The following is a 12,768-nucleotide window of genomic DNA, read 5'->3' as shown; positions in this document are numbered from 1 at the left end:
CGTGACCGAGTACCTCAACGAGACCGTGTTCACCTGGGGCGCCACGCCGCTGAAGTTCGGGCCCGGCGCCGTCGACGAGATCGGGTGGGACCTGGCGCAGATGGGCGCCGAGCGGGTCCTCCTGGTCACCGACCCCGGTATCGCGGCCACCGGCGTGCCGCAGCGCGTCGCCGACGCCGCCAAGGCCGGCGGGCTGACCGTCGAGGTCTACGACCAGGTGCACGTCGAACCGACCGACGTGAGCATCCAGGCCGCCGTGGACTTCGCGAAGCAGTCGTCGTGGGACGGGTTCATCGCGGTCGGCGGCGGCTCGTCGATCGACACCGCGAAGGCCGTGAACCTCATGACCACCCACCCGGCCGACCTCTACGACTACGTCAACAAGCCGATCGGGCAGGGCAAGGCGCCGGCCGGGCCGCTCAAGCCGCTCGTCGCGGTGCCCACCACGGCCGGCACCGGCTCGGAGACGACGCCGGTGTGCATCATGGACTTCCTCGACCTGAAGGTGAAGTCCGGCATCAGCCACCCGCGGCTGCGGCCGACGATGGCGGTCGTCGACCCGCTGCTGACGCTGAGCATGCCGCCCGAGGTGACCGCCGCCAGCGGCATGGACGTGCTGTGCCACGCCCTGGAGTCCTACACCGCCAAGCCGTTCGACTCCTTCGCGCGCCACCGCCCCGAGACCCGGGCCGCCTACTGCGGGTCGAACCCGATCTCGGACGCCTGGACCGAACAGGCCCTCAGCCTGCTGGCCCGCTCGTTCCGGCGGGCCGTGCTCAACGGCGGTGACCTGGCCGCCCGCACCGACATGATGCTGGCCGCGACCTTCGCCGGCATGGGCTTCGGCAACGCCGGTGTGCACATCCCGCACGCCTGCGCGTACCCGATCGCGGGCCGCGTCAAGGAGTACCGGCCGAAGAACTACCCGCAGGACGAGCCGATGGTGCCGCACGGCGAGTCGGTGTCGCTGACCGCTCCGGCGGCGTTCCGGTTCACCTTTCCGACGAACCCGGACAAGCACCTGCGGGCCGCGCGGATCCTCGACCCGCGTGCGCCCGAGCAGCAGAACCCGGTCGACCAGCTGCCGTTCGTGCTGTCGTCGTTGATGCGCGACATCGGCATCCCCAACGGGATCGGCGGCGTCGGCTACGACGAGGACGACATCGACGAGCTGGTCGAGGGCACGCTCAAGCAGGAGCGCCTGCTGACCATCTCGCCGCGGCCGGTGCGCGGCGAGGACCTGGCGGCGATCTTCGCCCGGTCGATCGAGAACTGGTGAGCACGACGGTGGTGGCGGAGGAGCGGTTCCTGGCGGAGCTGGGCCGCGCGCTCACGGGTGAGGTGGAGTCCGGCACGACGGCGCGCGCCACCTACAGCATGGACGCGTCGAACTACCGGCACGTGCCGCTGGCCGTCGTGTTCCCGTCCACTGTGGAGGACCTGGAGACGACCGTCCGGCTGTGCCGGGAGCACGGCGTCCCGATCACCGCGCGGGGCGCCGGCACCAGCATCGGCGGGCAGGCGCTCGGGCGCGGGGTCATCGTCGACTACAGCCGCCACCTCAACCGCGTGCTCGAGATCGACCCGCGGACGCGGACCGCGCGCGTGCAACCCGGCGTGGTGCTCGACGCGTTGCGCGCGGCGGCGGCCCCGCACGGCCTGACGTTCGGGCCGGACCCGTCGACGCACAGCCGGTGCACCCTCGGCGGCATGGTCGGCAACGACGCGTGCGGGTCGCATTCCGTGGCGTGGGGGCGGACGGCGGACAACGTGGTCGCGCTCGGCGTGCTGACCGCCGACGGGACCCGGCTGGAGATCGGCCCGTCGCTGCCCGAGGATCCGCGCGTCGAGGCCTCGAAGCGGCTCGCGCTGGACAACCTGGCCCTGCTGCGCACGGCGTTCCCGTCGATCCCGCGGCGGGTGTCGGGGTACGCGCTGGACCAGCTGCTGCCGGAGAACGGGACGAACCTGGTGCGCGCGCTGGTCGGCACCGAAGGCACGTGCGTGCTGCTGACCGAGATCACCGTGCGGCTGGTGCCCGCGCCCGCGGCCCGTGCGCTGGTCGTCGCGGGATACGCCGACGACGTCGCGGCCGCCGACGCCGTGCCGTCCGTGCTGCCGCTGCGGCCGCTGACCGTCGAGGGCATGGGCCGCGACCTGATCGACTCACTGCTGGTGCGCCGGTCCCACCCGGCGGTCGACCTGCTGCCCGAGGGACGCGGGTGGTTGTTCGTCGAGGTCGGCGGAGCCGACCCGGCCGACGCGGCGGCGCGCGCCGGGGAGGTCGCGACGGTGCTGGAACGCGAGACCGGCGCGGCGACCGTGGTGGAGGCACGGCCCGCCGACCAGCGGGTGCTGTGGTCGGTGCGGGAGGCCGCCGCGGGCATCGTCACCCGGATGGCCGACGGCTCGGAGGCGTGGCCGGGCTGGGAGGACTCCGCCGTCCCGCCCGCGAACCTCGGCCTCTACCTGAGGGATTTCCGCGCCCTGCTGGCGAAGTACGGCCTGCGCGGTGTCCCGTACGGACACTTCGGCGAGGGCTGCGTGCACGTGCGCATCAACTTCGGCCTCACCACCGAGGAGGGCCGGCGCCAGTTCCGGTCGTTCATGGAGGACGCGGCCGATCTCGTGGTGCGGCACGGCGGTTCGCTGTCCGGCGAGCACGGCGACGGACAGGCACGCGCGGAACTGCTGTCCCGCATGTACCCGCCGGAGGTCCTGGCGCTGTTCGAGCGGTTCAAGGCCATCTGGGACCCGGCGGACCTGCTCAACCCGGGCAACCTCGTGCACCCGCGGCCGCTGGACGCCGACCTGCGGTTCGACGGGCCCGTCCGGCCGCTGCCGCTGACGCTGAAGTACCCGCACGACGGCGGCAGCCTGGCGACCGCGACCCGGCGGTGCGTCGGCGTCGGGGCGTGTGTCGACAAGTCGTCGGGTGTGATGTGCCCGAGCTACATGGTCACCGGGCGCGAGGAGCACTCGACGCGCGGGCGGTCGCACATGCTGTTCGAGATGATGCGCGGCGAGACCGTGACCGGCGGGTGGCGGTCGGCGGAGGTCCTCGAGGCCCTGGACCTGTGCCTGGCGTGCAAGGGATGCCTGTCCGACTGCCCGGTCAACGTCGACATGGCCTCGTACAAGGCGGAGTTCCTGCACCAGCACTACGCGGGCCGGTTGCGCCCCGCCAGTCACTACACGCTCGGGTTCCTGCCCGTGCTGGCGCGGCTCGCGTCGGCCGCGCCGGGGGCGGTCAACCGCGTGCTGGGCGGGCGGTTGTCCGGGCTGGTGAAGAAGGCCGGCGGCATCACGCCGGAACGGTCGCTGCCGCGGTTCGCGCCCCGGACGTTCCGGCGCGGGTTCGCCGGGCGGGACCGCGGCCGGCGCAAGGTGCTGCTGTGGCCGGACACGTTCACGAACTTCCTGTCCCCGGAGGTCGGGCACGACGCGGTGCGGGTGCTGGAGCACGCCGGGTTCGACGTGGTGCTGCCGTCGTCGTCGGTGTGCTGCGGGCTGACCTGGATCTCCACCGGGCAGCTGGGCGTGGCGCGGCGGGTGCTGCGGCGGACGTTGCGCGTGCTGCGGCCCGAGCTGGAAGCCGGGACCCCCGTGGTGGGGCTGGAACCGAGCTGCCTGGCGGTGTTCCGGCACGACGCGCGCGAACTGTTCGACTCCGACGAGCTGCACGGGCTGCCGTCGCGGGCCTTCACCCTGGCGGAGTTCCTCGAGCAGTACGCGCCGGACGTGGAGTTCCCCGCCGTGGAAGCCGAGGCGATCACGCAGCAGCACTGCCACCAGCACGCGGTGATGGGCAACGCCCCCGACGAGCGGCTGTTGCGGCGCGTCGGCGTCGCCAACCGCACGCTCGACTCCGGCTGCTGCGGGCTCGCCGGGAACTTCGGCGTGGAGAAGGGGCACTACGAGGTGTCGGTCGGCGCGGCCAACCGGGTGCTGGTGCCGGAGATCGAAGCCGCGTCCGACGACACGATGGTGCTCGCGGACGGCTTCAGCTGCCGCACCCAGATCGACGACCTCACCGGACGGCGGGCCCTGCACCTCGCGCAGGTGCTGGCGCGTGCGCTGGAGCGCGGCAACCGTTAGGCCGCCCGGCGCAGGAATTCGCGGATGGCCGCGTTGACCGCATCCGGCCGGTCCTCGTGCATGAGGTGGGACCCGCCGGGGATCCGGACCCGCTCGACCACCGGCAGCAGCTCCGCGAGGTACTCGGTCATCGCCGACATCATCTTCGGGCTGAGCTCGCCCGACACCAGCAGCGCCGGCACGCGCACCGCGCGGACCTGCGCCGGGTCCAGCGGCGGAAACCCCGCACCCAGCATCTGCGCCCGGAGCGCACTGGCGTTCTCCCGCATCTGCGTCCGCCGGGCCGGGGTGATCCGGTCGGCCACGCCGGCACCGAGCACTCCCCGGGTGAAGGTCCGCAGCGCGGCGTCCTCGTCGCCGCGGCGGAACGCCTTCTGCACGGGTGCCATCGTGCGCGCGCCGAACCGCAGGACCGTCGCGGTGCGGGCCGGGTGGCGCACCAGGTTGCCCAACGTGGTGCCGGGGTGCGGGCGGTTGCGCGGACCGATCACCAGCGAGACCACCGGCGGTTCCTCGAGAACCAGGCTGCGCACCACGTCCGGGTGCCGGATCGCGGTGTACAGGCACACGAATCCGCCCCACGAGTTGCCCACCAGGTGCGCCGGAGCCGCGCCGAGCGCGGTCAGGAACGCCGCGAGGTCGTCGCTGTGCGGGATCAGCTGATCGTCCTGCCCGGGCTCGATGTCCGGATTGGGGCGCGCGAACCGGCGGCTGTAGGCGATGCACCGGTAGCCGTCGGACAACCCGGCGACCTGTCCGGACCAGGTGCGCAGGTCGCTGATCCCGCCGTGCACGAACACGACCGGCTCACCCGCGCCCGCCTCCCGGTACGCCAGTGGCGTGCCGTTGACGCACACGGCTTTGAGGTCACCGAACCCGTTGGTGTCCACCGGCCATCACTCCTCCCGCCGGGCTGGACGTCGATTGCACTCCCCGTCGACGCCCGCCACCAGGGGCTTTGGACCCGGTCGCCGCGGCACGCCCGCCCCCGGATGGGGGCACGGCCTCGACCAGCGGCGTTAACCGTTGCTAACGTGGCTCGGTCTTCGGCGCCGAGGGAGGCGGGATGGAGAGCGGAGCGCTGCGGCCCGAGATCGCCCTGTCCTGGCGGCGGGCCGAGCTGTCCGGGCTCCGGCCGGACGCCGCCGTCGACACCCTGACCGTCGAGGACATCGACCGCCGCAGCCGGCTGGTCCTCGCCGCCGAACCGGTGCTCGACCAGGCCACCCGCGAACTCGCCGACACCGCGTTCAGCCTCATCCTCGCCGACCGCGACGCGTGGATCGTCGACCGCCGGTTCGGGGAGCGCCGGCTGGAAGCGACCCTCGACCGCCTCGGCGTCGTCCCCGGCACGCGCTTCACCGAGGAGAACACCGGCACCAACTCGATCGCCACCGTCTTCGAGCTGCGCCAGGGGCTCGCGGTGCACGGGCACGAGCACTTCATCGACAGCTTCAAGGCCTTCGCCTGCTACGGCCACCCGATCGTCCACCCGGTGACGCGCCGGCTGGAGGGCGTCCTGGACATCACCTGTCCCGCCGAGCACGCCAACCCGCTGCTGGGACCGTTCCTGCGCCGGGCGGTCGCCGACATCGAACATCGCCTGCTGGAAGGCTCCCGCGCCGCGGAGCAGCGCATGCTCGCCGCCTACCAGGCCGCCGCCCTCAACCGGCTGCGCCCGGTCCTGGTCCTCGGCGACGACGTGGTGCTGGCCAACGCCGCGGCGACCGACCTGCTCGACGCCGCCGACCACGCGGTCCTGCGCGGGCTGGCCATGGACGCACCCTTCGGCGTCCGGCAGACCCGCACCGTGCGGCTGTCCTCGGGCCGCGAAACCGGGGTGGCGTTCGAACGCATCACCGGCGCCTCCGGTGTGCTGTTCGAGCTCGAACCGCCCGACGTCCAGGCGATCCCGCGGCGCGCCACCCCGCGTCCGGTGCACCGCGACTTCGCGGCCTACCGCGAGCAGCGGACCCACGTCCTCATCAGCGGCGAGCCCGGCACCGGCCGCTCGACCGTCGCGCGCGAGCTCGCCGGCGAAGCCGCGCTCGCGGTCCTCGACGCCGTCGACGCCGAACACTGGACGCCCACCCTCGATCAGCTCGTCGCCACGCACGCCGGACTGCTGGTGATCGAGAACATCGCCCTGCTGCCCGCCGCGTCGGCCGCGCGGATCGCCGCCGTCATGGATCGCGGCTGGTTCGCGCTCACCGGCCCGCCCGCGGCCGAGCTGACCGGTCCGGCCGCCGACCTCGCCAGCCGTTGCATCGCCCGTCGCGAGCTGCCCCCGCTGCGGGCCCGGCGCGACGAGCTGCCCGCGCTGGTCGCGGCGATGCTGGCCGACCTGGGCTGCACGCTCCGGTTCGTGCCGAGCACGCTGGAGGTCCTCGCCGCCCAGCCGTGGCCGGGCAACCTGCGCGAGCTCAAGGCGCTCGTCCGGCACGTCGCCGCCGCCCGCGCCTGCGGTGACGTGCTGCCGCGCGACCTGCCCGAGGCCTACCGGTGCAGCCCGAAGGCCCGTCGCCTGAGCCCGATCGAGCAGCTCGAGCACGACGCGATCGCCGCCGCGCTGCGCGACTGCGGCGGCAACAAGGCGCACGCCGCCAAGGCGCTCGGCATCAGCCGCTCCACCCTGCACCGGCGCGTCCGGAGCCTCGGCCTGAGCTGACCCGCTGTGTCAACTTGACACGGTTAGCCCGCTGTTGCCCACGTCACCATTACCGCCACGTCCACGACGAGGAGGTTGGTGTGACAGCGGTAGCGGAGCAGGCCGTCGGGCAGCCGGTGCGCGAGTTCGTGTCCGGGACCAAGCAGCTGCTGATCGGCGGGCAGTGGGTGAACGCGGCGTCGGGCCGCACGTTCTCCACGTTCGACCCCGCGACGGGGGAGAAGATCACCGAGGTGGCGCACGGTGCCGCCGAGGACGTCGACCGGGCGGTCGCGGCCGCGCGGCGGGCGTTCGACGACGGGCCGTGGTCGCGGACCACACCGTCGGAGCGGCAGCGCCTGATCTGGCGCATGGGCGACCTGCTGCTTGCACGTGCCGAGCAGTTCGCGCAGCTGGAGGCGCTCGACAACGGCAAGTCCGTGGCCGTCGCGCAGGGGGTCGACGTCGCCTGGTCGGCCGACATCTTCCACTACTACGCGGGCTGGGCCACGAAGATCGAGGGTCGCACGATCACCCCGTCGGTGCCGTGGATCCCGGGCAGCCAGTGGCACGCCTACACGCTGCGCGAGCCGGTCGGGGTGTGCGCGCAGATCATCCCGTGGAACTTCCCGCTGGTGATGGCGGCGTTCAAGCTCGCCCCCGCGCTCGCCGCGGGCAACACGGTGATCCTCAAGCCGGCCGAGCAGACCCCGCTCACCGCGCTGCTGCTCGGCGAGCTGTTCCTCGAGGCCGGTTTCCCCGCGGGCGTGGTCAACATCGTCACCGGGTTCGGCGACGCGGGCGCCGCGCTGGCCGCGCACGACGACGTCGACAAGGTCGCGTTCACCGGCTCCACCGAGGTGGGCAAGAAGATCGTCGACGCGGCCAGGGGCAACCTGAAGAAGGTGTCGCTGGAGCTGGGCGGCAAGAGCCCCAACATCGTGTTCGCCGACGCCGACCTGGAGGCCGCGATCCCCGGCTCGGCCAACGCCTGGCTGTTCAACCACGGACAGTGCTGCGTCGCGGGCACGCGCCTGTTCGTCGAGGACTCGATCTTCGACGAGTTCACCGCCGGGGTGGCCGAGTTCGCGAGCCAGGTCAAGATCGGGCCCGGCCTGGACCCGACGACCCAGCTGGGGCCGCTCGTGTCGCAGGAGCAGCTCGACCGCGTCACCAGCTACCTGCGGCAGGGCATCGCCGACGGCGCCCGCGCCCTCACCGGCGGCGGCCGCCACGGCGACTCCGGCTACTACGTCGAACCGACCGTGCTGGTCGACGTGCGCGAGGACATGAGTGTGGTGCGGGAGGAGATCTTCGGCCCGGTCGTCGCGGCGATCCCGTTCTCCGCCGGGGACGGTCTCGCGGCGGCGGCGAACAACACCGAATACGGCCTCGCCGCGGGGATCTGGACGCGGGACATCTCCAAGGCGCACCGGGTGGCCAAGCAGATCAAGGCCGGTTCGGTGTGGGTCAACTGTTACAACGGGTTCGACACCGCGATCCCGTTCGGGGGCTACAAGCAGTCCGGCTGGGGCCGCGAGCTCGGCGCCGAGGCCATCGACCTCTACACCCAGACCAAAGCCGTCAACGTCGCGCTCTGAAAGGACTTCCGATGAAGGTCAAGGCAGCCGTTCTGCGGGACTTCCGGACCCCGTTCGAGATCACCGAGCTGGACCTGGACGGCCCCAGGGAGGGCGAGGTCCTCATCCGCTACGTGGCGGCCGGGTTGTGCCACTCGGACCTGCACCTGTCCGACGGCGACCTGCCGCCGCGGTTCCCGATCGTCGGCGGGCACGAGGGTGCGGGCATCATCGAGGAGGTCGGGCCGGGCGTCACGAAGGTCAAGCCCGGTGACCACGTCGTGTGCTCGTTCATCCCCAACTGCGGCACGTGCCGGTACTGCGCGACGGGGCACCAGAGCCTGTGCGACATGGGGGCGACGATCCTGGAGGGCAGTTTCCCGGACGGCAGTTTCCGGTTCCACTCGGGTGGGACGGACTACGGGCAGATGTGCATGCTCGGGACTTTCGCCGAGTACTCGACCATTTCGCAGCACTCGGTGGTCAAAGTGGACGATAGCGTGCCACTGGAGACGGCGGTGCTGGTCGGCTGCGGTGTGCCGACCGGGTGGGGAACCGCGGTGTACGCGGGGGACGTCCGTCCTGGGGAAACCGTGGTCGTCTACGGGATCGGCGGGATCGGCATCAACTCGGTGCAGGGCGCCGCGCACGCCGGGGCGAAGAACGTCGTGGTCGTCGACCCGTTGGCCGTCAAGCGGGACACCGCGGTGAAACTGGGCGCCACGCACGCGTTCGCCACCGCGGCGGAGGCGCACGAGGTCGTCACCGAGCTGACCCGCGGGCAGGGGGCGGACAAGGCGCTGGTGACGGTCGGGGTCGTGGACGAGGAGGTCATGTCGGCGGCATTCGACGTGGTCGGCAAGGGCGGGGTGGTCGTGGTGACCGGCCTGGCCGACCCGGCGAAGGCCACCATCCACGTGTCCGGCGCCGTGCTGACCCTGTGGGAGAAGACGATCAAAGGCAGTTTGTTCGGTTCGGGCAACCCGCAGCGGGACATCCTGAAGATGCTGGACCTCTACCAGGCGGGGACGCTCAAGCTCGACGAGCTGGTGACCAACACGTACCGGCTGGAGGACGTGAACCAGGGGTACGAGGACCTGGTGGCGGGCAAGAACATCCGCGGCGTGGTGGTGCACGGCCAGTGAGAGCTGCAGGCCGGGCGGCGCCGGAGTGCGCCGCCCGGCCGGTGTCCAGGTCTTTTGGGTGGCTGGGGACGGGGATGGGTTGCGGAGAGTGGCTGGAGCCTGCACCCCCAGGCACCCGGCAACGCGAGGTGACGCGGGACCACAACCCGAACCGGAACCCGGCGACGCCAGGCGAGGTGCGACCTTCCCAGACCTCCCCCAAACCCCTCCAGGCGGCCGGCAACGCGAGGCGACACACGGCGTCCCCAGACCTCCCCCGCCCCCGATCCCCAGCCCGTCTTTGGTCGCCGACCAGGCGTGTCAAGGTACTCTTTCCCGCCTTGACACGTCTGCTCGGCGACCGAAACCATCCAGCCGGAGGGGGCGGGGGAGGTCGAGCCCAAGGCGACCGTTCGGCGCCGTAGGCGCCCCGGGCCGAAGGCCAGAGAAAAAGATCAAAAGAATGTCCTCGCCGGACGGGCAGGCTCCGGGATGACCGGGGAGTGCAGTCATCTCACCTCATGCAGGGGGGTCGCTGGGTGGTCATCCCGTCGCCTGATTGAGGCCTATCACTGTGAGCCAGGCCCGCAAGCTTGGCATGTCATCTCGCGCGGGTGCCGGGGGTGCGGGCCTGGCTCACAGTGATCGAGACGGCCTCAGGCGACGGGATGACCACCCAGCTCCTTTTTGGGGCAGGGCGCTCGTGCCGACCGCCCCTGGCGCCCTGCGTTAGTCAGCGTTAACCTAGGGGTGGAGGTGGACATCGGTGAGTGTGCGAGATCTGAACCTGCCCCAGCGGGAGCCGTCGCGGGGGGAGTTGCCGTCGCGGGTCACGATCTGGGAAGTGGGGCCTCGCGACGGGCTGCAGAACGAACAGACCGTCGTCGGCCTCGGCACCAAGCTCGAGTTCCTCGACCGGCTGGCCGCGGCGGGCCTGGGGACGCTCGAGGCGACCAGCTTCGTGCACCCCAAATGGGTCCCGCAGCTCGCCGACGCCGACGACCTCCTCGCCAAGCTGGACCGGCGTGAGAACGTCCGGTACCCGGTGCTCGTCCCCAACGAACGCGGCCTCGACCGGGCACTGGCACTGGGTGTGGAGTCCATCGCGATCTTCGGCAGTGCCACCGAGACGTTCGCCCGGAAGAACCTCAACCGCTCCTTCGACGAGCAGTTCGCGATGTTCGAGCCGGTCGTGCGGCGGGCCCGGCACGAGGGCCTGGAAGTGCGCGCCTACCTCTCGATGTGCTTCGGCGACCCCTGGGAAGGCGCGGTGGCCGTCGACCAGGTCGTCACGGCCGGGCGCCGGCTACTGGACATGGGCTGCTTCCAGCTCTCCCTCGGCGACACCATCGGCGTCGCCACGCCGGGGCACGTCGAGGCCGTCCTCGGAGCCTTCGACGACGTCACCCGGCTCGCCGTGCACTTCCACGACACCTACGGTCAGGCGCTGTCCAACACCCTCGCCGCCCTGCGGGCCGGAGTGACCACAGTGGACTCTTCGGCCGGCGGTCTCGGCGGCTGCCCCTACGCGAAGGCCGCCACGGGCAACCTGGCCACCGAGGACCTGGTGTGGATGCTCGACGGGCTCGGCATCGACCACGGCGTCGACCTCGACGCGCTGGTGCGGACGAGCGCCTGGATGGCGCAGCAGCTCGGCCGCCCCAGCCCGTCGCGCGTCGTGAAGGCCCTCACCGGCGGCTGACCGGCTACTCGACCGGCAGCTTCCCGGCCTCCCGGTCGGCCCGCAGCTGCGTCTTCAGCACCTTGCCGCTGGGATTCCGGGGCAGGGCCGGCACCACCGCGATCTTCCGCGGCCGCTTGTACCGCGCCAGCCGGTCGAGGCACCACTCCTCCAGTTCGGCGGCGGTGGGCGCGTCACCGGGCGTGCGCGGCGCGATCACCGCCAGCGGTGTCTCGCCCCACTTCTCGTCCGGCATGCCGATCAACGCGACTTCCCCGATCTTCGGGTGCGCCGCCAGGACGTTCTCCACCTCGGCGCAGTAGATGTTCTCCCCGCCGGAGATGATCATGTCCTTCTTGCGGTCCACCACGAAGTAGTAGCCGTCCTCGTCCTGCCGCACCAGGTCACCGGAGTGGAACCACCCGCCGCGGAAGGCCTCGGCCGTCTCGGCGGGCTTGTTCCAGTACTCCTTCATCACCATCGGGCTGCGGTAGACGATCTCGCCGACCTCGCCCTGCGGGACGTCGTTCATGTCGTCGTCGACCACGCGCACCTCGACGTTGAGCATCGGCGTCCCGACCGACCCGATCTTGCGGATCGAGTCCTCGCCGCGCAGCAGCGTGGTCACCGGGCTGCACTCGGTCTGCCCGAACGCCGTGGTCACCTCGGCCTGCGGGAACGTGTCGATCAACGTGCGCAGCAGGGTCGTCGACGCGGGTGCCGCACCCCACGAGATCTTCGTCAGGCACGACAGGTCCCGCTCCGCGATCCCGGGCACGTTGACGATCGCCTGCCACTGCGCGGGCACCAGGAACACCGACGACACCCGCTCGCGCTCCATCAGGTCCACGACCGCCACCGGGTCGAACTGGCCGCTCGGCAGCAGCACCGTGCGCCCGCCGAGCAGGAGGTTCGGCAGCATCCCGGACAGCCCGGCGATGTGGAACAGGGGCGCCGCCGCGAGCCACACCTTGTCGCCGGGCCCGGTCTCGAGCGAGGCCATGTTGCTGAACGCGTGCATGAGCAGGTTGTGGTGCGTGAGCACGGCGCCCTTCGGCCGGCCCGTGGTGCCCGAGGTGTACATGATGAACGCGGGGTCCTGCTCGTCCACCGCGATCTCGTCGAACTCCGGCGAGGCCCCGGCCAGCGCGTCCTCGTAGTCCTCCATGCCCTCGAACGCGCCGCCGAACACCAGGCACGGGCCCGGCGCCTCGACCTGCTCCCTGGCCTTGGCCAGCGCGGGAGCGAGCGCCGCGTGGACCACGCTCGCCCGCGCTCCGCTGTCGTTGAGGACGTAGGCGATCTCGTCCGCCACCAGCCGGAAGTTCACCGGCACGCAGATCGCGCCCAGCCGGGTCGAGGCGAAGTAGGCCTCGATCACCTCCAGCGTGTTCAGCCCGAGCACCACGACCCGGTCGCCGTAGCCGACGCCCCGGTCGCGCAGCGCGTTGGCCAGCCGGCTCACGCGCGTGTCGAACTGCCGGTAGGTGAGGGTGGCGCCTTCGAAGGTGTAGGCGGGCTCGTCGCCCTGCTTGCGTGCGTGGCGGGCGAGCTGGTCGCCCATGGTCATCCCGCGCCCCAGCAGGCGGGGCACTTCGACAGCTCCGGACATCGGCAACCTCGGCGATCCGGTGGGTC

General features: G+C 71.9%; 8 protein-coding genes. 6 read left to right on the top strand and 2 right to left on the bottom strand.

Going from position 1 to position 12,768, the window contains the following annotated elements:
- The first annotated feature begins 1 nt into the window (after nucleotide 1).
- Nucleotides 2-1,279 carry a hydroxyacid-oxoacid transhydrogenase gene (locus tag FB470_RS01070; RefSeq protein WP_306987973.1) on the top strand — a complete coding sequence of 426 codons (1,278 nt, stop codon included), beginning with the start codon at nucleotides 2-4 and terminating at the stop codon, nucleotides 1,277-1,279.
- A gap of 98 nt (nucleotides 1,280-1,377) precedes the next feature.
- Nucleotides 1,378-4,098 (top strand): FAD-binding and (Fe-S)-binding domain-containing protein, encoded by a 2,721-nt coding sequence (locus FB470_RS01065; protein WP_306999007.1) that lies wholly within the window; start codon nucleotides 1,378-1,380, stop codon nucleotides 4,096-4,098.
- Here FB470_RS01065 and FB470_RS01060 read toward each other — a convergent pair.
- Complete coding sequence (locus FB470_RS01060) at nucleotides 4,095-4,988, bottom strand: alpha/beta fold hydrolase (protein WP_306987970.1); 894 nt, start codon at nucleotides 4,986-4,988, stop codon at nucleotides 4,095-4,097. The genes FB470_RS01065 and FB470_RS01060 overlap by 4 nt on opposite strands.
- A 176-nt stretch (nucleotides 4,989-5,164) precedes the next feature.
- Here FB470_RS01060 and FB470_RS01055 point away from each other — a divergent pair, with 176 nt between their 5' ends.
- From FB470_RS01055 to FB470_RS01040, 4 genes are all read left to right on the top strand, one after another.
- Nucleotides 5,165-6,766, top strand: a complete 1,602-nt coding sequence (locus tag FB470_RS01055) for a sigma-54-dependent Fis family transcriptional regulator (RefSeq protein ID WP_306987968.1) — start codon at nucleotides 5,165-5,167, stop codon at nucleotides 6,764-6,766.
- Between the two features lie 80 nt (nucleotides 6,767-6,846).
- The gene (locus tag FB470_RS01050; RefSeq protein ID WP_306987967.1) at nucleotides 6,847-8,346 is read left to right on the top strand and encodes an aldehyde dehydrogenase family protein; all 1,500 of its coding nucleotides are present in this window, start codon (nucleotides 6,847-6,849) and stop codon (nucleotides 8,344-8,346) included.
- Nucleotides 8,347-8,357: 11 nt separating this feature from the next.
- Nucleotides 8,358-9,470: an NDMA-dependent alcohol dehydrogenase gene (locus FB470_RS01045; protein ID WP_306987965.1), complete on the top strand. Its 1,113-nt coding sequence runs from the start codon at nucleotides 8,358-8,360 to the stop codon at nucleotides 9,468-9,470.
- A gap of 745 nt (nucleotides 9,471-10,215) precedes the next feature.
- The gene (locus FB470_RS01040) at nucleotides 10,216-11,151 is read left to right on the top strand and encodes a hydroxymethylglutaryl-CoA lyase (protein WP_306987963.1); all 936 of its coding nucleotides are present in this window, start codon (nucleotides 10,216-10,218) and stop codon (nucleotides 11,149-11,151) included.
- Between the two features lie 4 nt (nucleotides 11,152-11,155).
- Here the strand turns inward: FB470_RS01040 and FB470_RS01035 are convergent, their stop codons facing one another.
- On the bottom strand, nucleotides 11,156-12,742 hold the full coding sequence (locus tag FB470_RS01035) for a long-chain-fatty-acid--CoA ligase (RefSeq protein ID WP_306987962.1): 1,587 nt from the start codon (nucleotides 12,740-12,742) through the stop codon (nucleotides 11,156-11,158).
- Between the last annotated feature and the right edge of the window lie 26 nt (nucleotides 12,743-12,768).

Source organism: Amycolatopsis thermophila (assembly GCF_030814215.1).
Lineage (GTDB): Bacteria > Actinomycetota > Actinomycetes > Mycobacteriales > Pseudonocardiaceae > Amycolatopsis_E > Amycolatopsis_E thermophila.
This window is presented reverse-complemented; position numbering and strand designations above follow the sequence as displayed.

What these genes read in the sequence shown, in the direction of transcription:
- FB470_RS01065 (WP_306999007.1), top strand. Translation starts at nt 1,378, where the DNA reads ATGGACGCGTCGAACTACCGGCACGTGCCGCTGGCCGTCGTGTTCCCG.
- FB470_RS01055 (WP_306987968.1), top strand. Translation starts at nt 5,165, where the DNA reads ATGGAGAGCGGAGCGCTGCGGCCCGAGATCGCCCTGTCCTGGCGGCGG.
- FB470_RS01045 (WP_306987965.1), top strand. Translation starts at nt 8,358, where the DNA reads ATGAAGGTCAAGGCAGCCGTTCTGCGGGACTTCCGGACCCCGTTCGAG.
- FB470_RS01035 (WP_306987962.1), bottom strand. Translation starts at nt 12,742, where the DNA reads ATGTCCGGAGCTGTCGAAGTGCCCCGCCTGCTGGGGCGCGGGATGACC.